At 34.2% G+C, this 22,569-nt stretch carries 23 protein-coding genes and 1 tRNA gene; 12 read left to right on the top strand and 12 right to left on the bottom strand.

From position 1 onward, the window contains the following. Positions 1–141: 141 nt before the first annotated feature. On the bottom strand, positions 142–675 hold the full coding sequence (locus IEV15_RS10195; protein WP_188362419.1) for a porin family protein: 534 nt from the start codon (positions 673–675) through the stop codon (positions 142–144). Between the two features lie 87 nt (positions 676–762). Further along, the gene (locus IEV15_RS10200) at positions 763–1,293 is read right to left on the bottom strand and encodes a porin family protein (protein WP_188362420.1); all 531 of its coding nucleotides are present in this window, start codon (positions 1,291–1,293) and stop codon (positions 763–765) included. 180 nt (positions 1,294–1,473) lie between these two features. On the opposite strand from IEV15_RS10200, the gene IEV15_RS10205 reads away from it, so the two are divergent. Further along, the gene (locus IEV15_RS10205) at positions 1,474–2,016 is read left to right on the top strand and encodes a porin family protein (RefSeq protein ID WP_188362421.1); all 543 of its coding nucleotides are present in this window, start codon (positions 1,474–1,476) and stop codon (positions 2,014–2,016) included. Between the two features lie 56 nt (positions 2,017–2,072). On the opposite strand, the gene IEV15_RS10210 is transcribed toward IEV15_RS10205, so the two are convergent. Continuing rightward, complete coding sequence (locus IEV15_RS10210) at positions 2,073–3,830, bottom strand: M14 family metallopeptidase (RefSeq protein WP_188362422.1); 1,758 nt, start codon at positions 3,828–3,830, stop codon at positions 2,073–2,075. Between the two features lie 11 nt (positions 3,831–3,841). Further along, complete coding sequence (locus tag IEV15_RS10215) at positions 3,842–5,476, bottom strand: M14 family metallopeptidase (RefSeq protein WP_188362423.1); 1,635 nt, start codon at positions 5,474–5,476, stop codon at positions 3,842–3,844. A 120-nt stretch (positions 5,477–5,596) separates the two neighbouring features. Here IEV15_RS10215 and aroQ point away from each other — a divergent pair, with 120 nt between their 5' ends. Then, positions 5,597–6,010 carry a type II 3-dehydroquinate dehydratase gene (aroQ, locus tag IEV15_RS10220; RefSeq protein ID WP_188362424.1) on the top strand — a complete coding sequence of 138 codons (414 nt, stop codon included), beginning with the start codon at positions 5,597–5,599 and terminating at the stop codon, positions 6,008–6,010. A gap of 15 nt (positions 6,011–6,025) precedes the next feature. Beyond that, positions 6,026–8,536, top strand: coding sequence for a DUF5686 and carboxypeptidase regulatory-like domain-containing protein (locus IEV15_RS10225; RefSeq protein ID WP_188362425.1), 2,511 nt, complete (start codon positions 6,026–6,028; stop codon positions 8,534–8,536). Positions 8,537–8,645: 109 nt separating this feature from the next. Here IEV15_RS10225 and murA read toward each other — a convergent pair whose 3' ends face one another. Genes murA through IEV15_RS10240 form a run of 3 tightly spaced genes read right to left on the bottom strand, consistent with a single transcriptional unit; the run spans position 8,646 to position 10,998 of the window. Next, positions 8,646–9,956 (bottom strand): UDP-N-acetylglucosamine 1-carboxyvinyltransferase, encoded by a 1,311-nt coding sequence (gene murA / locus IEV15_RS10230; RefSeq protein ID WP_188362426.1) that lies wholly within the window; start codon positions 9,954–9,956, stop codon positions 8,646–8,648. Positions 9,957–9,971: 15 nt separating this feature from the next. Next, entirely contained in the window at positions 9,972–10,703 is a 732-nt protein-coding gene (locus IEV15_RS10235) for a DUF4290 domain-containing protein (RefSeq protein WP_188362427.1), read from the bottom strand. A 10-nt stretch (positions 10,704–10,713) separates the two neighbouring features. Next, positions 10,714–10,998 carry a DUF493 family protein gene (locus IEV15_RS10240; RefSeq protein ID WP_188362428.1) on the bottom strand — a complete coding sequence of 95 codons (285 nt, stop codon included), beginning with the start codon at positions 10,996–10,998 and terminating at the stop codon, positions 10,714–10,716. A 261-nt stretch (positions 10,999–11,259) separates the two neighbouring features. Between IEV15_RS10240 and IEV15_RS10245 the strand changes: the two genes are divergently transcribed. The 5 genes from IEV15_RS10245 to IEV15_RS10265 all read left to right on the top strand — a co-directional run bounded on the left by IEV15_RS10245 (position 11,260) and on the right by IEV15_RS10265 (position 15,765). Beyond that, entirely contained in the window at positions 11,260–11,802 is a 543-nt protein-coding gene (locus IEV15_RS10245) for an AAA family ATPase (protein WP_188362490.1), read from the top strand. Position 11,803: 1 nt separating this feature from the next. Further along, positions 11,804–13,693, top strand: a complete 1,890-nt coding sequence (locus IEV15_RS10250; protein ID WP_188362429.1) for a RecQ family ATP-dependent DNA helicase — start codon at positions 11,804–11,806, stop codon at positions 13,691–13,693. 2 nt (positions 13,694–13,695) lie between these two features. Beyond that, a complete protein-coding gene (fmt, locus tag IEV15_RS10255; protein ID WP_188362430.1) occupies positions 13,696–14,643 on the top strand; it encodes a methionyl-tRNA formyltransferase in 948 nt (315 codons plus the stop codon). A gap of 179 nt (positions 14,644–14,822) precedes the next feature. Continuing rightward, positions 14,823–15,095: an HU family DNA-binding protein gene (locus IEV15_RS10260; protein ID WP_188362431.1), complete on the top strand. Its 273-nt coding sequence runs from the start codon at positions 14,823–14,825 to the stop codon at positions 15,093–15,095. A gap of 109 nt (positions 15,096–15,204) precedes the next feature. Next, positions 15,205–15,765 carry a YqgE/AlgH family protein gene (locus tag IEV15_RS10265; RefSeq protein ID WP_188362432.1) on the top strand — a complete coding sequence of 187 codons (561 nt, stop codon included), beginning with the start codon at positions 15,205–15,207 and terminating at the stop codon, positions 15,763–15,765. Here the strand turns inward: IEV15_RS10265 and IEV15_RS10270 are convergent. Together IEV15_RS10270 and IEV15_RS10275 are read right to left on the bottom strand one after the other, a co-directional pair. Then, complete coding sequence (locus tag IEV15_RS10270) at positions 15,758–16,630, bottom strand: aminotransferase class IV (RefSeq protein WP_308418845.1); 873 nt, start codon at positions 16,628–16,630, stop codon at positions 15,758–15,760. The genes IEV15_RS10265 and IEV15_RS10270 overlap by 8 nt on opposite strands. A gap of 12 nt (positions 16,631–16,642) precedes the next feature. Continuing rightward, entirely contained in the window at positions 16,643–17,035 is a 393-nt protein-coding gene (locus IEV15_RS10275) for an START-like domain-containing protein (RefSeq protein ID WP_188362433.1), read from the bottom strand. Positions 17,036–17,274: 239 nt separating this feature from the next. On the opposite strand from IEV15_RS10275, the gene IEV15_RS10280 reads away from it, so the two are divergent. The 3 genes from IEV15_RS10280 to IEV15_RS10290 all read left to right on the top strand — a co-directional run bounded on the left by IEV15_RS10280 (position 17,275) and on the right by IEV15_RS10290 (position 18,015). After that, positions 17,275–17,348, top strand: a tRNA-Met gene (locus IEV15_RS10280). 32 nt (positions 17,349–17,380) lie between these two features. After that, positions 17,381–17,641 carry a GIY-YIG nuclease family protein gene (locus IEV15_RS10285; protein ID WP_188362434.1) on the top strand — a complete coding sequence of 87 codons (261 nt, stop codon included), beginning with the start codon at positions 17,381–17,383 and terminating at the stop codon, positions 17,639–17,641. Between the two features lie 113 nt (positions 17,642–17,754). Then, positions 17,755–18,015: a GIY-YIG nuclease family protein gene (locus tag IEV15_RS10290; RefSeq protein ID WP_188362435.1), complete on the top strand. Its 261-nt coding sequence runs from the start codon at positions 17,755–17,757 to the stop codon at positions 18,013–18,015. Between the two features lie 429 nt (positions 18,016–18,444). Here IEV15_RS10290 and hisS read toward each other — a convergent pair whose 3' ends face one another. After that, positions 18,445–19,806, bottom strand: coding sequence for a histidine--tRNA ligase (gene hisS / locus IEV15_RS10295; protein WP_188362436.1), 1,362 nt, complete (start codon positions 19,804–19,806; stop codon positions 18,445–18,447). 159 nt (positions 19,807–19,965) lie between these two features. Here hisS and IEV15_RS10300 point away from each other — a divergent pair, with 159 nt between their 5' ends. Next, positions 19,966–21,219, top strand: a complete 1,254-nt coding sequence (locus IEV15_RS10300; RefSeq protein ID WP_188362437.1) for an ABC transporter permease — start codon at positions 19,966–19,968, stop codon at positions 21,217–21,219. Here IEV15_RS10300 and prmC read toward each other — a convergent pair whose 3' ends face one another. After that, entirely contained in the window at positions 21,220–22,068 is an 849-nt protein-coding gene (gene prmC / locus IEV15_RS10305) for a peptide chain release factor N(5)-glutamine methyltransferase (protein WP_188362438.1), read from the bottom strand. Positions 22,069–22,084: 16 nt separating this feature from the next. Further along, a complete protein-coding gene (locus tag IEV15_RS10310; protein WP_188362439.1) occupies positions 22,085–22,564 on the bottom strand; it encodes a GNAT family N-acetyltransferase in 480 nt (159 codons plus the stop codon). Positions 22,565–22,569: the final 5 nt, after the last annotated feature.

Below are 22,569 nucleotides of genomic sequence, written 5' to 3' on the forward strand. Positions count from 1 at the left end.
TTAAAGTGCAATACTACAAAAAAAACAATAATCAAATACTTACAGTAATTAAAATAATAGCAATTTAACAAAAAAAAGAAATCCGCTACAAAAGCACTGATTCACTTTAGTAACGGATTATTTTTATTAAAAAATTATTTTCTAGAAAAAACGATAACCTAAACCAACTTGAATAGCTCTATTTTGAACAGAAGCAGAACCTTCTCCATCATAAATATTTGCTAATCCCAGATTAAATCGTCCATCAATTAGTAGTCCGTTTTTAAATTCATAACCCAAACCAAATCCCAAACCGTAATCTAATGTTTTAACGGAATCTTTAAAATCTCTTTCCACGGTTGAAGTTAAAATAGATAAATAAGGTCCGGCTTGAAGTGAAAAACCATCCGCTACATAATATTTAGCCATTACGGGCACTTTAATGTAATTAATACCTAAATCAATTTCGTCATCTGCACCTTCAATACTATACAATACCTCGGGCTGAAGGTGAAACTTTTCACTTATTGTAAAATCAGCTAAAAAACCAAAATAATAGCCGGTTCGCATATCAGAATCTGCATCTCCACTAAAATTTGAAAAATTGGCTCCGCCTTTAACACCATAAACAGGCTCCTGTGAGTGAACTACTCCGAAAGAAAACAAAGCAATACTAAAAACAATAATTTTTTTCATGTTTATATTTTTAAGTTGCAACAAATATAAAAGTTATTCATAAAAAAACCACGCCTAAGCGTGGTTTTTAGCATAATTCTATTTGAATTAGAATCTATAGCCTAAACCAACTTGTAGGTTAGTATTTTTTGCATCAGCTCCTTCAATATCACTAATGTTTGCTAAACCTAAATTATATCTAAGGTCAAAGAACAAACCACCAGATAATTCGTATCCAGCACCTAACCCTAAACCAAAATCAATAGATTTAACAGCCTCATCAAACTCTTCCTCTACTGTTCCAATTTTAAAAGCAACAGATGGACCCGCTTGTAAACTGAATCCTTCAGCTACATAATACTTAGCCATAATAGGCACTCTTAAATAATTAACACCAGCATCAAAACCATCAGTGTCACCACCTTCCATAGAGTAAAGTAACTCTGGCTGTACATGAAATTTTTCTGAAATAGCAAAGTCAGCAAGACCTCCTATGTAAAAACCTGTTCTACCGTCTGTGTCGAAATCTCCGGTAAAATTTGAAAAGTTAGCTCCGGCTTTAACACCAAAAGTAACATCTTGAGCATTAGCAGTACCAAAGGCTACGACTGCTAAAATTGATAACATGATTTTTTTCATTTTTTAATTGTTTAAAATTAGTAAAACAAATATATATCTTATTAAAAGACTTGTTTTATTGAGTATTTCGCAGTTGTCAACAATTTTATTAACATTTAGAATTATTCAATAATTTAACATTAATAATTTTATAGATATTTATTCGTTATAAAATCATTCAACAAAATAAAATTATTAAATATGAAAAACATTTTTCTTATTTGTAGCATAGCATTTTTGATGCATACTACAGCAAATGCACAATTTTTAAAATTTGGGGTTAAAGCAGGAGCTAACTTTGCGAGCTTAGACGGAGATGATGTAAGTGGATTAGATACTTACACCAGCTTTCATTTTGGTGGATTGGTCGAATTCAAAGTATTGGAAAACTTATCCATTCAACCTGAAGTTTTATACTCCTCTCAAGGAGCAAAAGTAAATGAAGAAAATATTAAAGATATTAACTTCAATTATATCACCGTACCTGTTTTAGCTAAAATTTATTTAATTTCTGAAAAGCTAAGTTTAGAAGCCGGTCCGCAATTCTCATTTTTAATGAATGATAATCTAAATGACCAATTTGAATCCAAATCATTTGACTTTGCAGCAGTGGGTGGTCTTGGCTTTCAAATTACGGATAACGTATTTGTTCAAGGCAGGTATGTTTTGGGTCTAACAGATACAACTAGCGATGCTGAAATTAAAAACAGAGTAATTCAAGTTTCTGTTGGTTACCGATTTTAATACATTTAATAGGAATAAGAAAGGCTGTGAAAATTCACAGCCTTTACTTTTTTATTTTAATTGGAAACTTTTGAAGTAACAACACCGCCTTTGGCACTATTGACTTCTACGGTAGCTCCATTAGGATTGCCTTTCACTAACCAACGAACTTTAACGTTGCCCATTCCTCTAATGGTTGGCACTTGAATGGAAGCTGGTTGAAATTGCTGTTCTGTGAATAAATTTAAATCTTCATTTTCAACGGTCATACCTGCAATTACATTGGCCCCTTTTAAGGTAATGGCGTTAGGTCGTTCTATTTTATTTTTCACATCAAAAGTAGAATGTGTCGGAATCACTCGTGTGTTCATGATTGTAGCTGTTACAGCAGTAATATCACCTGAAAGTTTTTCGGTTTTAATTGCTACAATTTCTAATTTTGGTGTTTGATATGCATGATAAAGTGTGAAAGCCATATTTCTATGGGCGTCTTCTTGCAACATAAAACCCGGATGGTTTCTGATGTAATTCTTTTTAGGTCCACCAATTTCTATATCACCAAATTGTGGATGTTTGAAGGGTTTCCATTCCACATAACCATCGCCGAAGAGTAAGTATTTGTCAAATTCATTAAATTCATCATTGTCCCATCTTCCCGTTGCTGCTTTTTGATTGAATAATTTATAGGAGGTCATCAACTCATTACTAAAAGTAAAGATACCGCGTGTTAAACATAAAAAGTCAATTTCTCCTCCATAAACGGTATATAAATCTTTGTATAACACAAAATAATTATAGCCCGGAATCATGCGTTCGCCTAATTTTCCAATTACATCATAAGCAGCAACATCTTCTCTACTGAACAATCCTTCGTCTTCTGCGGCACCGGGACCACGTAAAAACATGCCTCCATAATTGTGATAACTTTGAGCTCCTGCAATATTCGGATGGTTAACAACAAAATCTTTTACAGCTCTTGTTTCAGGTAAAGTTCCCGGATAAAATAAAGCTCCTCGTTGTACATAATCGGGTTGCCAATTCCAAGCCCAATCTCTGTTGGGATCATAAGTACCTTCGCCATCTTCATTAACCAATCCATCTCCATCATTGTCTATTCCTTCATATCCTAACATTTCATAATCACCCATCTCATCGCCTCGAAGCATAATCATTCTGCTTGGATATTTTGGATCTATTTTCCAACGACCGGTTTTCGATTTTCTTCGCATCATAACAATGTTGCCATCACCATCTAAATCATCCAACAAATCTTCGTTCACCAATCCGTCGCCATCATTATCAAAAGGACGCATTCCCGAACGCGAGGTATTGGAATTATTGGGTTTATAAATAAAATGTTCTCTAGAGTCCGGACTAATAGTAGGAAGTATATAAAATACCTTGTCTTTTAGCAAACGATTAATAAAAGGAATTGTTTGAAAACTCTCTGCCAAATACCAAGCCGTGTACATTGAAACCTCAACGCCCTGTAATTCGTTAGCATGAATACCACCATCAATATAAAAAGCCGGTTTTTCTTTTTCTTTTCCGGTTTTTGTATCGGTAATGGTCAAAGCCCAAATATCGCGGCCTTCAAAAGATTTCCCTATAGAGGAAACCGAAACTAAATTAGGATAGGCTTTTGCTAAATCATTGCAAAATTTAGTGATTTGTGCATAATCGTGATAGCGATCCCATGACATCCTTACTTTTGGATTTGCCGGGGAACCGATTGCTCGCATTCCGTTTAAATCTTCGGGTGCTATTTCTTTATTTTGAGCCATTGTAGCACTAAAAAGTACTAAACTGATGAAACTTATTATATATTTTTTCATATGTCTTTCTTTTACTTCAATTCAACAATTAGTTCTTTTACTCCTGCAGTTGCACATCCGGTTAAAATGGTAATTTTACCTGAACCGGAAACCAACCAAGTATGCGTTTCTGATTCATCAGCTTGCAACGCATCCCGCAAGGCTATTTTTCTACCGGAAATCATAGTTTGGCCTTTGTTTAATTTTAATTCGGTTTTCATACGAGAAGTAAATCGCACTTTATCTCCAATGGAAGCATAGGTTGGTAATAATCCTTTGTTGGCTACTGTTACCGTTACACGAAATAAATCATTTTGAACTTTTTCAACTAAAGGAGGGGTTGTTTCAATTTTTGGCATTGCAGCTAAAAGTGATTCTATGAATACTGCATGTTTAGCAACTACAGGTTCCAAATAAGAAACCGGTGGATTCAACATAGCATAAGGCACTATTCCTCCTACTTCCACTTTTTGATTTGGAAAATCAGGATGCTTGACAGCGGTCCATTCCACAAAGACGTTCTTTAATTGTTCTTTATCAGCCCATTTTAAAAATTGCAATTCTGGACTCACTTCCTCTTTTTCGCCTTTTTTAGGGAGCTCCACTTTAGTTTCGGTGGAGTCTTTCTTCACCACTTCTTTAGGAATCCACCATCCCGGAGTTGAAAAACTGAATTTTCCGGCATGATAATAGGCCGTTTGAGCAAAATTACCTTTGGTCATTGGCGTTTTTGGACCGTCTTTTATTCCGGCTTTTTCGGTGTAGAGTTTTGAAACCTGTTCTGCGGCTTTGATGTCATTTTCTAACCAACCTTTTACAATTCGGGTTGAAGCTAATTTAGAATCAAACTTAGGTGCTTCTGATAAATTATTAGACAAACCAAAAGTAACAACTCCATAAATAGAAGGCGTGGTATATAAAAAATCCAATAAGGCTCTTACTTCGGGTTCTGAAGCAACATAAACACCGGCACCATTTTCAAATGCAGGATAATCAAAAGTGAAGTTTTTATCAATGTTTACACCCGCAGAACTGTCTTCGTTGAATTTTCCGTCTTTATCATTATCAATACCTTCACTAAGTAATTTATATTTTCCTATTTGATTTTTTGAAGCATTTGCCTTAACTAACAAACGAGAATCTTCACTACTAACAATATGAGTTCCGTCAATACTTTCAATTCGCATTTGGGTAATCCAACCGTCGTTATTTAAATCTTCAAATGGATCTTCACCAATTTTTCCGTCGCGGTCATCATCAGTTGGGGTTGCATTTCCACTGTGTTCTACTTTTACTTTTGCAAAAAAAGAAGATATTGCATCCGGACTTACTGATGGAATGATATAAATGGTTTTATCGGAATAAAGTTGCTTATTTTGAAGTAGTTGTTCTATCAAATTTACTGCAATTTGAGTTCCTGCTTGGTGTTTACCATCAATTCCTGCCGTAATAAGTAGAGCCGGTTTCGGAGTTTTTGACGCAGATAGAGTAACCAGCCAAATATCTTTATTGCCACTACTCTTTCCTATTGATTTTAAGTTTACAGAACTGTTTTTTGACTCAATCTCTTTTAATTTTTTTGTAAGATTATCATAAGTGAGATAATCATTTTGCGCATGCGTAAGAAACACAGACAACAAAACAAGTAAGGTTAGTTTTAATTTCATTGATTTTTGTTTAGTTAAAGGCTAAAATTAAGTTTTCGTCCAACAATAAATGTTAATAATAAATTAATATTGTAATTTATCTTTCAGGTTTTTTGATACTTTTACTTAAAATCAAACAAAATGCGGATTATAATTATTAACGGACCCAATCTAAACCTTCTCGGAAAAAGAGAACCTGATGTTTATGGCACGGCTACTTTTGAATCATTTTTTAAAACGCTTCAAGAGAAATTTAATGAGGTGACACTTGACTATTTTCAAAGTAATATTGAAGGTGAGTTAATTACAAAAATTCAAGAATCGGCATCTAATTTTGATGCAATAGTACTTAACGCTGCCGCTTATACTCATACTTCTATAGGAATTGGTGATGCCGTTAAAGCCATCGAAATTCCGGTAATTGAAGTACATATTTCCAATACTTTTGCCAGAGAATCTTTCAGACATCAATCCTATATTGCTCCTAATGCCAAAGGAATTATTGTTGGTTTTGGGCTACAAAGTTATACACTCGCCATTCAAAGCTTGATTTAAATTAAACCCTTCTTCATGAAAAAAAACAACCCCCAATCAACTTATCTATATTCTTTTTTATTATTCTTTATACTATTTGCTTTTAATTTTAACGGCTTCTCACAAGTAAAAGGCACTATTAAAGATGTTAATGGAAACCCTTTGCCCTTTGTCAACATTTATATTGAAAATACCTACATTGGAACTACTTCCAACGAGAAAGGTCATTATGAATTAGCCGTTCAAAATCGTGAAAAAGTGGCAATCATTTATCAATATTTAGGTTTTAAAACTCAAAAACACATAATAGACATAACAAAAATACCATTAGAATATGATGTTATTCTTTTGGAAGAAAATTATAATTTAAGTGAAGTGGTGCTGAGTTCAAAAGAAAATCCGGCTAATCCTATAATTAGAAATGCAATTGCAGCAAGAAAATCAAATTCAGATAAAACCGGAAGATTTACAGCCGATTTTTATTCTAAAGGGATATTTAAATTGAAAAATGCTCCTAAAAAAATATTAGGTCAGGAAATTGGCGACTTTGACGGAGCTTTGGATTCAACCGGAACCGGTATTATTTACCTCTCTGAAACCGTTTCAAAAATCACTTTTGAAAAACCCGATAACTTAAAGGAAAGAATATTGGCTTCAAAAGTTAGTGGAAACAACAACGGATTTAGTTACAACACCGCACAAGGAACCCGATTTGATTTTTATGAAAATTCGGTTGAATTAGGTGCAAATCTCATTTCACCTATTGCTGACAATGCTTTTTCGTATTACAAATACAGTTTAGAAGGCACTTTTTATGATGAATACAATCATTTGATTAACAAAATAAAAGTGATTCCAAAGAGAGATGTAGAACCAGTTTTTGAAGGTTATATTTTTATCGTAGAAGACACTTGGGCAATTTACGGTATCGACTTACAAACCAAAGGATATCGAATGAAACAGGAGTTTGTAAATACAATGTCATTAAATCAAAATTTCAGTTACAACGCAACAAACAAAATATGGGCCAAAAATGTACAAAGTTTAGCCTTTGACGCAGGTGCTTTTGGAATTACTTTCAACGGAAAATTCACACACGTTTTCAGTAATTATGACTTCAAAGAAAGTTTTGAAAAGAAAACGTTTACCCGAGAAATTCTTAGTTTTGAAGACGAAGCCAACAAAAAAGAAACTTCCTATTGGAATGAAAGTCGACCTGTTCCTTTGACGGAGGAAGAAGTGTCAGATTATTTAAAAAAAGACAGTATTCAACTGGTTAGAAAATCAAAACCATATTTGGATTCTATAGATGGAAAAAACAATAAATTCAAACTACAAAAATTACTTACGGGATATTCCTATCAAAATTCAGAAAAAAACTGGCGGATTAATTATGCCGGATTAATTAAAATTCCGCATTACAACACCGTTCAAGGTTGGAATTTATCTACTAATGTAACCTATACCAAACGAGATGAAGACAGCAGAAAATTCACCACTTTTGGCACTAATTTAAATTATGGTTTTGCCGAAAATAAACTAAGAGCCACCGGTTTTTTCAGAAGCCGACTCAATGCTAAAACTAATAGTTTTATATCGATAACTGCCGGAAAAGAAGCGGTACAATTCAATCAAAATAAACCCATCACTAATTTGGGAAATACTTTAGTAAGTCTTTTTTTAAAAGAAAATTACATGAAGCTATTTGAGAAAAGTTTTGCCGCAGCAAGCTTTGGACAAGAAATAACAAATGGATTGTATGCTTCCGCTAGTCTTGAATACTCTGAACGAAAACCGTTGTTCAATAACTCCGATTATGTATTTATAAATAATGACAAAACGTTCATTTCAAACAACCCGCTAAATCCTGATGATTTTATAAATCCCGGAATTGAAAAACACAATTTGATAAAAGCGAATCTAAATGCTAGAGTAAATTTTGGACAAAAATACCTCTCTAGACCTGATGGAAAATATAACATTTCAAATGATAAATTTCCAACACTGTTTTTTGGTTATGAAAAAGGTTTTGCAGGAAATGAATCAAAATACAATTATGATTTTATTGCAGCAAGAGTGAGTTACGAACAAACCTTTTCAAACAAAGGAACTTTTGCTTTTAACCTTAAAAGTGGAAAGTTTTTTAATGCTGATGAAATTTCGTTTGTGGATTACAGACATTTTAATGGAAATCAAATTATAATCAGCTCACAAAACAGGTATCTGAATGTGTTTAATTTGTTACCCTATTATACACATAGCACAAACGATAGCTATATCGAAACGCATATAGAGCATAATTTTGACGGATTCATCATGAATAAAATCCCTTTACTCAATAAATTAAAATCAACTTTGATTGTGGGATACCACCAATTAGCAACCCCTGAAAACAAACCTTATCGAGAATTTAGTGTGGGGTTAGACAAATTAGGTTTTGGAAAATTCAAATTGCTTCGCTTGGATTACGTTCGTTCATTTAACGGAAGTTCTTTTGGTACGGATGGCATCATGTTAGGCCTTCAACTCTTAAGCGTATTAGAATAATTCCGAAATCGATTTTAAAGCAAATGTTACTTTAGGATATAGATTTTAATAAGTTAATAAGTTAAATTTAAAAACCCCGATTCAGAAATGAGTCGGGGTTTTGTAGTTATTAAACACGAACAATATGAGCTCCAATAGCTCGCAATCGTTCGTCTATTCTTTCGTATCCTCTGTCTATTTGTTCGATGTTTTGAATAGTACTGGTTCCTTTTGCTGATAAAGCGGCAATTAGTAAAGAAATTCCGGCTCTAATATCAGGAGATGACATCACCGTAGCTTTTAATTGCGATTGGAAATTATGACCAATTACAGTAGCACGATGTGGATCACATAAAATAATTTTGGCTCCCATGTCAATCAATTTATCAACAAAGAACAAACGGCTTTCAAACATTTTTTGATGAATTAAAACATCGCCTTTGGCTTGTGTGGCAACAACCAAAACAATGCTTAATAAGTCAGGCGTAAATCCAGGCCAGGGTGCATCGGCAATAGTTAATATAGAGCCATCAATGTCTGTTTTTACTTCATAACCATCTTTGTGTTCCGGAATATAAATATCATCACCACGACGTTCTAACGTAATTCCTAATTTTCTGAAAACATTAGGAATAACTCCTAAATTATCCCAACTCACATTCTTAATAGTTATCTCACTTCGGGTCATCGCGGCCAAGCCAATCCAACTTCCAATTTCAATCATATCCGGCAAGATGCGATGTGAACAACCACCTAAAGATTCAACCCCTTCAATAACCAATAAATTAGAACCTACACCACTAATTTTTGCTCCCATAGAATTTAGCATGGAACACAATTGCTGCAAATAAGGTTCACATGCTGCATTGTAAATAGTGGTTTTACCTTCAGCTAAAACCGCTGCCATAACAATGTTTGCCGTTCCGGTAACTGAAGCTTCATCAAGCAACATATAAGCACCTTTCAAACGACCGCTGTTTTCAACACCATAAAAATGGTCTTCTCGGTTGTAGCGAAACTTAGCTCCTAAATTGATGAATCCTTCAAAGTGAGTATCCAATCTTCTTCTTCCAATTTTGTCACCTCCAGGTTTTGGTATGTATCCTTTACCAAATCGAGCCAATAAAGGCCCTACAATCATGATGGAGCCACGCAAAGAACCGCCTTCTTTTTTGAAAGCTTCGGTTTCAAGATAACCAACATTCACTTCATCAGCTTGAAAGGTGATGGAGCCCGGACCGTTTTTTTGCATTTTGACACCCAAATTACCTAACAAAGTAATTAGTTTGTTTACATCAATAATATCCGGTATGTTTGTTATAGTGACTTTTTCTGAGGTTAATAAAACCGCACACAAAATTTGTAATGCTTCATTTTTTGCTCCTTGTGGCGTGATTTCACCTTTTAATTTGTGACCGCCTTCAATTTTGAAAGTTCCCATAGATTTACTACCGATTTATGATGGTTTATTGTTTGTTCCCGGATTGCTGTTTTTCTTGAAAGGTTTTGCCTTTATGATTTTCTTTTTAAAAGAAGTATTGCTTTGAATTTTTGGATTGGAGGGCATGTTTTTGTTTGATACTTTTTTATTAGTTCGCATCAAATCGGAAGTGTTTAATAATTCCTCTGAACTGTGATGAAGGTTAATCTTCCCGCCTGAAAGTTCTACCAAATGATCAAAAATTGCCGTGTCTTCAACGGTATCTTTATTCCAACTCAAATAGGACTTCTTCATGTGATTGGCAATCACTTTTATTAAAGCACTTTTTAAATCACCATCTTCCCAACTGTTGGCTACATCAATCATATATTTGATGTTGTTACCATAAAAACGGTATTTAGGATTTTTTTGCGGATAATCCAATCGCTCAGGTTTAAGATTGATAACTTCTCTGGTAGGAATCGGATAGGGACTATCAACTTCTAATTTGAAACCAGACATAATAAAAAGTTGATCCCATAACTTGTGCTGAAAATCAGGAACATCTCGCAAATGCGGATTCAAGCCTCCCATTACTTTGATGATATAACGTGCCGCTTTATTGCGTTGTTCTCTATCTTCAATTTGTGATGCTTGGTCTATTAATTTTTGCAAATGTCTTCCATATTCAGGAATCATCAAATGCGTTCGCTCTGCATTGTATTCCAATACATGAACAATATCATTAGCTTGCTTATTGGTATTCATAAGTCGTAAGTTATAAAGAAATTATGCCTTCAATGGTAGAAACAGCTTTGTATTTTTCAATCACCTGATCAGGACTTTGCATTTCAACATTGATGGAAACACTGGTGAATTTGCCGTTTTTTGATTGCGTTGTTCGAATTACAGCACCTAAATTATCAAATGCAGTTTCAACTTCTACTATTTTGTTTTTATCGGTTGGAACAATAAATTTGAATAAATAAAGGCCTGGCCATTCGGAAGTTGTTCGTAATTCTTCTTTTAAACGCTCATAAAACGCTTCAGTCTTTTCATCCATCGTAGTAACAATTATACGCAAATATACAGTAATGATTTAATAAATGAAGTGTCCCTTTTTTGAATTGTGATTTTTTATGATTTTTTCATCCTTTTTTTTGTAATGTTAATCTGAAAAGGACGCAAAGAACGCTCTAAAAATCAATAGAGTTACGAGATTTTAAATGGTATTTCCGAAAGGTTTTGAAAAACTAAAGTTTAGAAAATGTTTGTTTTTAAACGAATTGTTTCTCTATTTTTGTCCACTTCTTTCTCTTTTGAAATGCAACCAAAACTAATTGTCATAACGGGTGGACCTGGAACTGGAAAAACAACTTTGATTAATCAATTGATTAAAGAGGGCCATATTTGCTATCCCGAAATTTCAAGAGAAATTACCGAAGATGCTCGAAAAAAAGGAATCGACCAGCTTTTTTTAAACAACTCACTTTTATTTAGCGAACTGCTTCTTGAAGGTAGAAAAAAACAATTTGAAGCCGCTGTTTCAGAAAAAGCTCCTATAATCTTTTTAGATAGAGGCTTGCCGGATGTTTTGGCCTATATGCATTATATTGGCGATAGTTATCCAAGTTCCTTTAACGATAGTTGTAAAGAATTACGCTACTCTAAAATATTTCTATTACCGCCTTGGGAAGAAATTTATACTTCGGACGAATACCGTTATGAAAACTTTGATCAAGCCAATTTAATCTTCGATCACTTAAAAGAAACCTACGAAGAATTTGGCTATAATCTCATAGAAGTTCCAAAAGATTCGATAAATAATAGAATTCTCTTTATCTTAGATGAAATTTCTAAGGAATAAGATGTCTGAAAGTCTTGAAGTACTAAAAAAATATTGGGGTTTTGATTCGTTTAGAAAACCGCAAGATGAAATTATCGCCTCTGTTTTAGCGGGACATGACACGTTTGCTTTGTTACCAACAGGAGCAGGCAAATCTATTTGCTTTCAAGTGCCAACCCTTGTAACTGACGGGTTGTGTTTAGTAATCTCACCTCTTATCGCTTTGATGAATGATCAGGTGGAGAATTTAATGAAACGCAACATCAAAGCAATGGCACTCACAGGTGAACTTTCAACCGATGACATCATAACACTATTGGATAATTGTGTTTATGGCAATTACAAATTTTTATACATGTCGCCCGAACGATTACAACAAGATTGGGTGTTGGAAAAAATAAAAAACTTGCCACTCGCTCTTATTGCTATTGACGAAGCTCACTGTATTTCACAATGGGGACATGATTTCAGACCGGCCTATTTAAAATGCAACACACTCAAAGTATTTTTTCCAAAAGTGCCGTTTATTGCTTTAACGGCTACTGCTACGGAACGAGTTAAAAAAGATATTGTTGAAAATTTAGAACTAAACACTCCCAATTTTTTCCAAATATCTTTTGCAAGAGAAAATATCAAATATGCTGTTATTGAAACAGAAGATAAATTTTTTCAAATCGAACAATTACTGAAAAACAAACTGGAACCTGCAATTGTTTATGTCAGAAACAGAAAAATGTGTCATGAAATATCAGACCAATTAAATCAGTTGGGTTTCAAGGCTACTTTTTATCACGGTGGTTTACAAAAATCGGTGAAAGAAAAAAACCGTTTGAAATGGATGAAGGAAGAAACGCCCATTATTGTTGCGACAAATGCTTTTGGAATGGGAATCGACAAACCGAATGTAAAAACAGTCATCCACATTCAAATTCCTGAGAATTTAGAAAACTATTATCAGGAAGCCGGTCGCGTTGGTCGAGATGGAAACCAATCTGTAGCAGCATTGTTGTATCATCCTTCTGATATTTTGACTGCCAGAAAACAATTTTTGAACAATTTACCCGACATCGATTTTGTAAAAAAAGTATATGTCAAATTGTGTACCTATTTTCAAATTGCTTACGGAGAAGGACTTTATGAACAATTTAATTTAAATTTAAATCAATTTTGTGTAAAATATGAGTTGCCGGTAAACAAAACTTTCAACAGCATTCAATTTTTAGACAGGCAAAGTATTCTGACTTTCAAACAAGAATATTCAGAAAAAGTAAGCATTCAATTTTTAATTGAAAGTAAAGAAGTAATTCGATTCATTAGTTTAAATTCGGTTTATGAACCAATAATAATGGCAATTTTAAGGACCTATCCCGGTATTTATGATATGCCTACTGCTATAAATCTAGCCTTAGTCGCAAAAAAAGCAGCGTGTGATGAAAGTAAAATTGAAGAAGTTTTGACTGTTTTAAATGACAAAGAAATTATTTCATACAAAGCCAAATCAAATGATGCTACCATCATTTTTAATGAAGTTAGAGAAGACGACCGAACAATCAATCGTGTTAGTAAGCATTTGGTGGCTCAAAATAAAGTGAAACAACAACAATTGGAAGCTGTTTTAAATTACATCACTGATACAACTACCTGCAAACAAAAAATTGTATTGCATTATTTTGGTGAATCCTATTCAAAAAACTGTGGCAATTGCTCTGTTTGTTTGTCAAAAAAAGCAACTAATAAAATGGTTTCGTCAGCAACACTAATTTTAGAAGAACTTAGAATACAACCGCTAACATCGAGAGAACTCCTTTTAAAAACGCATTTGAATGACGAAGAAATTTTAAAAACCCTTCGGGAACTTTTAGATTCAAATAAAATTAAAATCAGCTCAAATAATAAATTTTCAATACAATAAAAATGGAAAAATTAAAAATTGTTTTCATGGGAACTCCTGAGTTTGCAGTGGGAATTTTAGAAACAATAGTAAAAAATAATTTTGACGTAGTTGGGGTAATCACAGCTCCCGACCGACCTGCCGGAAGAGGTCAAAAAATAAAATACTCTGCCGTAAAAGAGTTTGCTTTAGAAAAAGGACTGCCTATTTTGCAACCAACAAACCTGAAAGACGAAGATTTTTTAGCGACATTAAAAGCATTAAACGGTAATTGTCAAATTGTAGTGGCTTTCAGAATGCTGCCGGAAGTGGTTTGGAAAATACCAAAATATGGTACCATTAATCTTCATGCATCGCTTTTACCTAATTACAGAGGTGCAGCTCCAATTAATTGGGCAATTATTAATGGTGAAACTGAAACCGGTGTCACCACATTCTTTATTGATGAAAAAATTGACACAGGTGCAATGATTCTTAATGCCAAAACAACAATTAAAAGTAACGAAAATGCAGGACAGCTACACGACCGTTTGATGGAGTTAGGAAGTCAAACAATGATTGATACGTTGCATTTAATTGAGAACGGCAATGTGCAAACTACAATTCAAACAGAAAATCCAAATCAAAAAACGGCCTATAAATTGAACCGCGATAATTGTAAAATTGATTGGAAACAATCAGGAGAGGAAATTGTCAATTTAATTAGAGGTTTGAGCCCCTATCCTACTGCTTGGTGCATTTTTCAAGATAACAATCATGAATGGAACATAAAAATTAATGAAGCAACTTTTGAAATGGAAGAACATGACTTTAAAACGGGTCAAATTATAACTTCCAAAAAAGAAATAAAAATTGCCGTGAAAAACGGTTTTATTAAAATTATTCAAATTCAATTCCCCGGAAAGAAAAACATGTCTTCGGCAGAATTGTTAAACGGAATGGTCTTTTCATCAAACGCAATTGCCTTGTGAGAGGCTAGAAACATTGATTTTTTAAAGCAAATACCGATGAATAGCATCCCTTTATCAACAAAAAAACAAAGTTATCAACATTACAAGCGAAAAATCATGAAAATCCTTGTGCGGTAAGGAATTCCTATTAAATTTGTTACTATTAACATAATGTTTAACCAAATTAAATAACTATTATTATGAACAAATCAGAATTAATTGATGCTATTGCTGCAGATGCAGGAATTACAAAAGCAGCTGCTAAATTAGCTTTAGAATCTTTTTTAGGTAACGTTGGAAAAACTTTGAAAAAAGGTGGTAGAGTATCATTAGTAGGTTTTGGATCTTGGTCAGTTTCTAAAAGAGCTGCTAGAGATGGAAGAAACCCACAAACTGGTAAGACAATCAAAATCGCTGCTAAAAACGTAGTTAAATTTAAAGCAGGTGCAGAATTAGAAGGATCTGTAAACTAGTATTTATAGTTCATATACAGAAAAAGCCGCGTTTAAAACGTGGCTTTTTTTGTTATAAATTTGGATTTCCAGATTTTTTTTCGTTAAATTTACTTTTAATTACAACGCAATGATTTCAGAAAAACTAAAAAAAGGACAACTGCTCATTGCAGAACCTTCCATATTTGGTGATGTCTCTTTCAATCGCTCCGTAATTTTATTGGCTGATCACAATAGCGAAGGCTCTGTGGGTTTTATCCTCAACAAACCTCTAGAATATACCATTAACGATTTGGTTCCTGATATTGAAGTGGAATTCAGCGTATTTAATGGCGGACCTGTTGAACAGGACAATTTATACTTCATCCACAATGTTCCTGATTTGATTTCTGATAGTATCGAAATTTCAAATGGCATCTTTTGGGGTGGTAATTTTGAAACCACTAGAGAGTTATTAAACAAAGGAGTTATCAAAAAAGACAACATTCGTTTTTTTCTGGGCTATTCCGGTTGGGATGCTTTACAACTTGAAACAGAAATGCAAGCCAATTCCTGGATTGTTAGAGATAACAATTATAAAAACGGCATTTTCAGAAAACCAACCATTGATTTTTGGAAAGACCAAATTGTTGAATTAGGCGGAGAATATGTAATCTGGTCAAACGCTCCGGAAAATCCGATGCTTAACTAACGGGAATCGACGCATTCAATTGTTCTATCAAAAGTGACCCAACTGTAGTTTCATACGTCTTCTTTCTGTATTTTGTGATGGATTGGATGCCTTGTATCACATTTGTTAAAAACAGTTCATCTGCCTTCTGCAAATCAAAAGGTGAAATAGGAGCTTCAACCAGCTCAAGTTCGTCATTCTTCTCAATAAGTTGCATAACTTGTTTTCGCATTACTCCGTTTAAACATCCTTCACTCAATGGAGGAGTTGTAATGGTTGTCCCAAATCGAATAAACAAATTGCCACTCACACCTTCAGTTACATTTTTGGATTCATTAATCATCAAGCAAGAATGATAACCATTTTCTTGAGCAAAAATCGCCGCTAAAACATGAATGGTTTTGGATGTTGTTTTTAAAGTAGATAACAAATGGTTTGAAACATGAAAATCCTTAAAAAGTTCTACTTCAAAAGAGGTGTTTGTTGATTGGTATAATTTCTCTGCAATAGGACTTGCCTGAATAACATAGGATATTGTGGAGTCTTTAGGGGTATAATAGCCACCATCATTTCGGTATACCGTAAAACGAATTCTACAACTTGTCAATCCGCTTTCTTTAGCTAAATTTAAAACTTCTTGTTCCAAAAATTCCATAGTGAATTGCATAGGAATCTTCATTCGTAGTATTCGCATAGAAGACATCAACCTGAAATAATGCGATTCAAAGAAAAGAATTTTCGAATCAACAATTTTTAATGTCTCAAAAACACCATCACCATATAAGAAGGACCGGTTGTTTGCTAAAATAAAATCAGATGTAACTAAAACGCCATTGTGGTTGATCATAAAAAAAGCCCTGAAAAATTCAGGGCAAATATAAGGCATTCTATAGTTTTTTTAAACAGAACCTATAACATGTTTTAGATCTGATATTTGATTTTCCCACAAAAGTTTGGATTCATCTAATTCTTCTTCTTCAGAAAAATCAGTAACAACTAAAGATACATCCTTAGTGATTTCATCTTCCATGATGCGGAGCTCGAAATAATAATCTGTGTCTTTATCATTGTCATCTAACCATTTAAACTTAATTCGCTCTCCTGTTTTTTTGGAAGCTAATCGAGCTTTCTCCTTGGAATCATTCCATATAAATGTAAAAAACTCACCCCTTGAATTCACATTGTCCGCAAACCATTCTGATAACCCTGATGGTGTAGAAATATATTGATATAATAATTGTGGCGATGAATTAATAGGGAATTCTATCTCGTAACGTACTTTTGAACTCATGTATTAAATTTTTTGGAAATATATTGAATATTGTGTCAAAAAACAAAAGGTTTTTGCAAATAAAATTTTTTATAAAATTATGTTTGCAGCCTTTAATATTAATTATATATTTGCACCCGCATTAAAGGGCTATCAGAAATGATAATTTGGTGAAGTAGCTCTCCTAACATTTTCGGTAGGTTAGAGCGTTGGATTCATATCCGCCTAGGCGGACCAGAGTTCAAATAAAAATAAAATATGGCGAGGTAGCTCAGTTGGTTAGAGCGTTGGATTCATAACCCAAAGGTCCCGAGTTCAAATCTCGGTCTCGCTACTAAAGTCCCCACAAGGGGACTTTTTTGTTATATGGAATTTGTTGTTTATATACTTTACTCTGAGAAGTTTGATAAAACCTACGTCGGATTCACCTCGTCATTAATCGATAGATTTAAAAGTCATAATGAACTTGCAACAAAAGGATATACAATTAAATTTCGTCCTTGGAAAGTAGTCTATTTAGAAGTTTATAACTCAAAAACCGAGGCAATAAAACGTGAAAAGTGGCTCAAAACTGGAAATGGAAGAATTTTTATTTCAAATATTACCAAAGAACTTGAAGACAAGTAATTCTGGAGAAACAGTACTGTTGTCAGAGCGTTAGATTCATATCCGCCTAGGCGGACCCGAGTTCAAATCTCGGTCTCGCTACTAAAGTCCCCACAAGGGGACTTTTTTGTTATATGGAATTTGTTGTTTATATACTTTACTCTGAGAAGTTTGATAAAACCTACGTCGGATTCACCTCGTCATTAATCGATAGATTTAAAAGTCATAATGAACTTGCAACAAAAGGATATACAATTAAATTTCGTCCTTGGAAAGTAGTCTATTTAGAAGTTTATAACTCAAAAACCGAGGCAATGAAACGTGAAAAGTGGCTCAAAACCGGAAATGGAAGAATTTTTATTTCAAATATTACCAAAGAACTTGAAGACAAGTAATTCTGGAGATACAGCTCTTTTGTTAGAGCGTTAGATTCATATCCGCCTAGGCGGACCCGAGTTCAAATCTCGGTCTCGCTACTAAAGTCTCTGAATTTTCAGAGACTTTTTTTATTTTCAATATTCTTACCAATTAATACTGATTACATTTCTAAATCAATATAATAATCTTTTTCTTATATATACTACAAATAACACGCATTTCATCGATATATTTGTTAATTTTGACGTGCTACTGAAAAATAAAAGTAGTTTTGTAACCATAATTAAATCGTTGAAATCTTCCTTTTAATTATTTGAAAAGCAAAGTAAGTTACAACAATATATAAAGTAAAAGTCATTTGTATATAGGGTTTAGATAATTGATTTTTAACAACGAAAAGTCCCGCAATAGCGGGACTTTTCTATTGTAATAAAAGCAACTAATGCTTAAGTCAGAAATGCAACAAGTTCGTCGAAACTTAACAAATGCTGTTCTCCTGTCTTCAAGTTTTTCAAGCTGTATTTTTGGGCGGCTATTTCCGATTCACCTACTAAAACCGCAAATGGAATGCCGCGTTTGTCGGCATACTGAAATTGTTTAGCCAATTTTGCAGCATCCGGATAAAACTCCGCCTTGACACCAAACTGCCGTAATTTCATCACCGCTTGGTTGGCATAAAAGGCTTCATTTTCACCATAATTAATAAACAAGGCTTTGGTTGTTGCAGTAACCGTTTCAGGAAATAAACCCAATTCTTCTAACACTAAGTAAATACGGTCCAAACCAAATGAAATACCAACACCACTCACATTTTTTAAACCAAAAATCCCCGTCAAATCATCATAACGCCCTCCACCTCCGATGGAACCCATAGCAACTTTTGGAGCGGCAACTTCAAAAATTGCCCCAGTGTAATAATTCAACCCTCTAGCTAAAGTTACATCCAAATCAACTGTTGCGGATTGCAATCCTAATTTTTCAATGGTTTCAAAAATAAATCGCAACTCGGCTACACCTTTCATTCCTTCATCTGAAGTAACTAACAAGTTAGAAAGTTTTTCTATTTTTTCATCAAGGGTTCCGGTAAAATGAAACAGTGGTTGCACTTTTTCTAAAGCGGCTGCCGAAATGCCTTTTGCTAACATTTCATTCTTTACACCTTCTTCACCAATTTTGTCTAACTTATCTAAAGCTACCGTAAAATCGATTAATTTATCAGAAGCTCCTATCACCTCAGCAATACCTGAAAGTAGTTTTCTATTGTTTATTTTTATAGTAACACCCAACAAGCCCAAATCGGTAAAAACCGCATCATACAACTGAACCAACTCCACCTCTTGCCATAACGATTTGGAACCCACAACATCGGCATCACATTGATAAAATTCTCTAAATCGTCCTTTTTGCGGACGATCGGCTCGCCAAACAGGTTGAATTTGATACCGCTTAAACGGAAACTCAATTTCGTTTTGATGTTGCACCACATACCTCGCAAAAGGAACCGTTAAGTCATAACGAAGTGCTTTTTCGGAGATTTTATTTGTTAACTGTTTATAATTTTGAAGTAACTCAGGTTGCACTTTATCTAAAAAATTTCCCGAATTCAATATCTTAAAAATCAAACGATCCCCTTCTTCTCCATATTTCCCCATCAAAGTTTCAGAATTCTCAAAAGAAGGCGTTTCTATTGGTTGAAATCCGTACAACTCAAAATGATGTTTCATTTTTGAACTGATATAATTTCGCTTTGCTACCTCTGCCGGTGAAAAATCCCTTGTCCCTTTTGGTATACTCGGTTTTTGAGCCATTATGATTTTATTTATATTTAGTAATTCAACTATCTCTTTTTTACTCCAAACTCCCTCCTCCTTACTCCAAACCCCATCCCCACCGCAAATATCTTACTTTTTTAAATATTCTACACAAACCTTGTAACAAATAGTGTAATTTAGTGACAAATGCTTTGTATGGCAAGTTTAGTAAAAGAAAACATAAAAATTGCATTGGGCTCCATCAAAACCCAATTGCTTCGAACAATATTAACCATTGTAATTATTGCAATCGGGATTACGGCTTTGGTTAGTATTTTGACCGTGGTATCGGCTTTAGAAAATACCATTTCCAGCGACTTTTCATCCATGGGGTCAAACACTTTCAATGTGAGATTATACGATTTGGAAGTTCGTGTTGGCGGCGGCGGTGGAAGAAGACAGGAACGCACCAAAATAAATCCGAATATTACTTACCCGCAAGCCAAACAATTTAAAGACGAATACAATTATCCTTTTACGAATACCTCCCTTTCTTTTCAAGCGTCCTCCAATGCAGAAGTGAAATTTGAAAACCAAAAAACAGATCCTGAAATTTCAATTTTGGGTGTAGATGAAAATTTTATGCCGAACTCGGGTTTGGAATTGGATTCCGGACGAAATTTTAACGGCTTTGATATTGAAAACAACAACTATGTTTGTGTAGTAGGCTCAGATTTCAGTAAGGGTTTATTTAAAGATGTCAACCCCATTGACAAAATCATTTCTATACGAGGGGCAAAATTTAAAGTAATTGGTATCCTCAAAGAAAAAGGTTCCACTTTTGGAAACAGTCAGGATTTAAGAGTTTTTATTCCACTTCAAATCGCACGTTCTTTATTTTCGCAACCCAACACCAATTATAACATTAGTGTTCTGGTAGATAAAAAAGAATTGCTGGAAAGTGCTGTGGACAACGCAGTGATTTCGATGCGTAAAATTCGAAATTTAAGCCCCATTGAAGATAATAATTTCAGCATTCTTAGAAGTGATGAGCTCATTAACAAAATTCTTTCGATCACTGATTATTTAAGTATTTCTGCTTGGGTTATTGGAATTATTACCATTTTTGGCTCTTCCATTGCTCTTATGAATATCATGTTGGTTTCGGTAACAGAACGAACACGAGAGATTGGGGTTAGAAAAGCCCTTGGAGCCAAACGAAAAACCATAGCTTTTCAATTTTTTACAGAAACCATTATAATTGGCCAATTGGGTGGTTTTCTCGGAATTATTCTCGGAATATTGATTGGTTCTGTGTTTGCTTCTTTCTTGGAATTTGCGTTTATAATTCCATGGAAAGCTATCTTTGCCGCCGTAACAACCAGCTTTGTAGTGGCGCTAATTTCCGGATTATATCCTGCTATAAAAGCGGCTAAACTGGATCCGATTGAAGCACTGCGTTACGAATAATCAACGAAGCGACGCCTGTATCATTCGGTCATTTCCCATAAAATCTTTTTTAAGATGTATGTTTTTAAAACCTAATTCTTGTAATAAAGAAACCGTTTCTGCACCTAAATATTGATTAATTTCAAAATACAATTTCCCTTCAGGGGTCAATGATCGTAAGGCTATTTCAGCTATTTTTCTATAAAACAATAACGGATTTTCATCAGAAACAAAAAGAGCCAAATGCGGCTCATGTTCTAAAACATTGGGTTTGATTTCCTGTTTTTCCAATTCACGAACATAAGGTGGATTTGAAACTAGTACATCAAATTGATTTCCCAAATTTTCTATTTTTAAAATATCTTGCTCTAAAAAAGTAACTTCAACTTGATTCAATGCTGCATTGGATGTGGCTATTTCCAGAGCTTTGCTACTGATATCCATCGCATAAACTTGTGTATTGGAAAGATGATGTGCCAAACTGATGGCAATACAACCGCTTCCGGTGCCAATATCCAGTAAGCTTATAGGTGGTTTTGCTGCATGATTTTGAAGTATCCAAGCTACCAATTCTTCTGTTTCAGGTCTGGGTATTAAAACCGAGGGAGTTACATGAAATGACAATCCATAAAAAGAAGTAGCTCCAATTAAATACTGAATGGGATGATGGGAAAGCAATTGCTCTAAAAAACCATTCCAAACGACAATTTCTTCATTACTTAACTGAAAATTGGGTTGCAACACCAAATCAATTCGTTGCAATTGATGTAAATGGTGTAGTACTAAATAAAAAAAAGAACTTGCTTCATCCAAACCATAATCCGGAGTTAAAGCAGTAATAAAGTGATCTTTATATTCTTTTAAAAGCAAATTGTATAGTCTTAAATTATAATTCTTTCAACATCCAAACCGGACAAGAACAATGTCCTGTATCGCCCATTGGTGCATCTAAATAAACAAAACCATACTTTTGATACAGTTTTTGAGCGGAAGTCATGTAGGGCATCGTTTCCAAATAGCATTGCTTAAATCCAAATTCGCTAGCTTTTTCTAAACATTTATCCATCATCATTGCCCCAAGTCCTAAACCTCGAGCTTCCGGCAAAAAATACATTTTTTGAAGTTCACATACACCTTCGGGGCCGTTTTCTAACGGACTTATTCCCGCTCCGCCAATTATTTTTCCGTCTTTTACAACTTTAAAATAACTGCTTTTTGGCTTTGAATAGGTTTCATACATAAAATCTAACGACACATCCGCATAAGCGGTTCCTACTTTTGGAACATTATGCTCTATCAAAATAGCACGAATCATTTGTGCAATTACTTTATTATCAGAAGCTAGAATAGGCTCTATGGCAATCATAAAAT

The sequence above is a fragment of the Flavobacterium orientale genome (assembly GCF_014638005.1).
Lineage (GTDB): Bacteria > Bacteroidota > Bacteroidia > Flavobacteriales > Flavobacteriaceae > Flavobacterium > Flavobacterium orientale.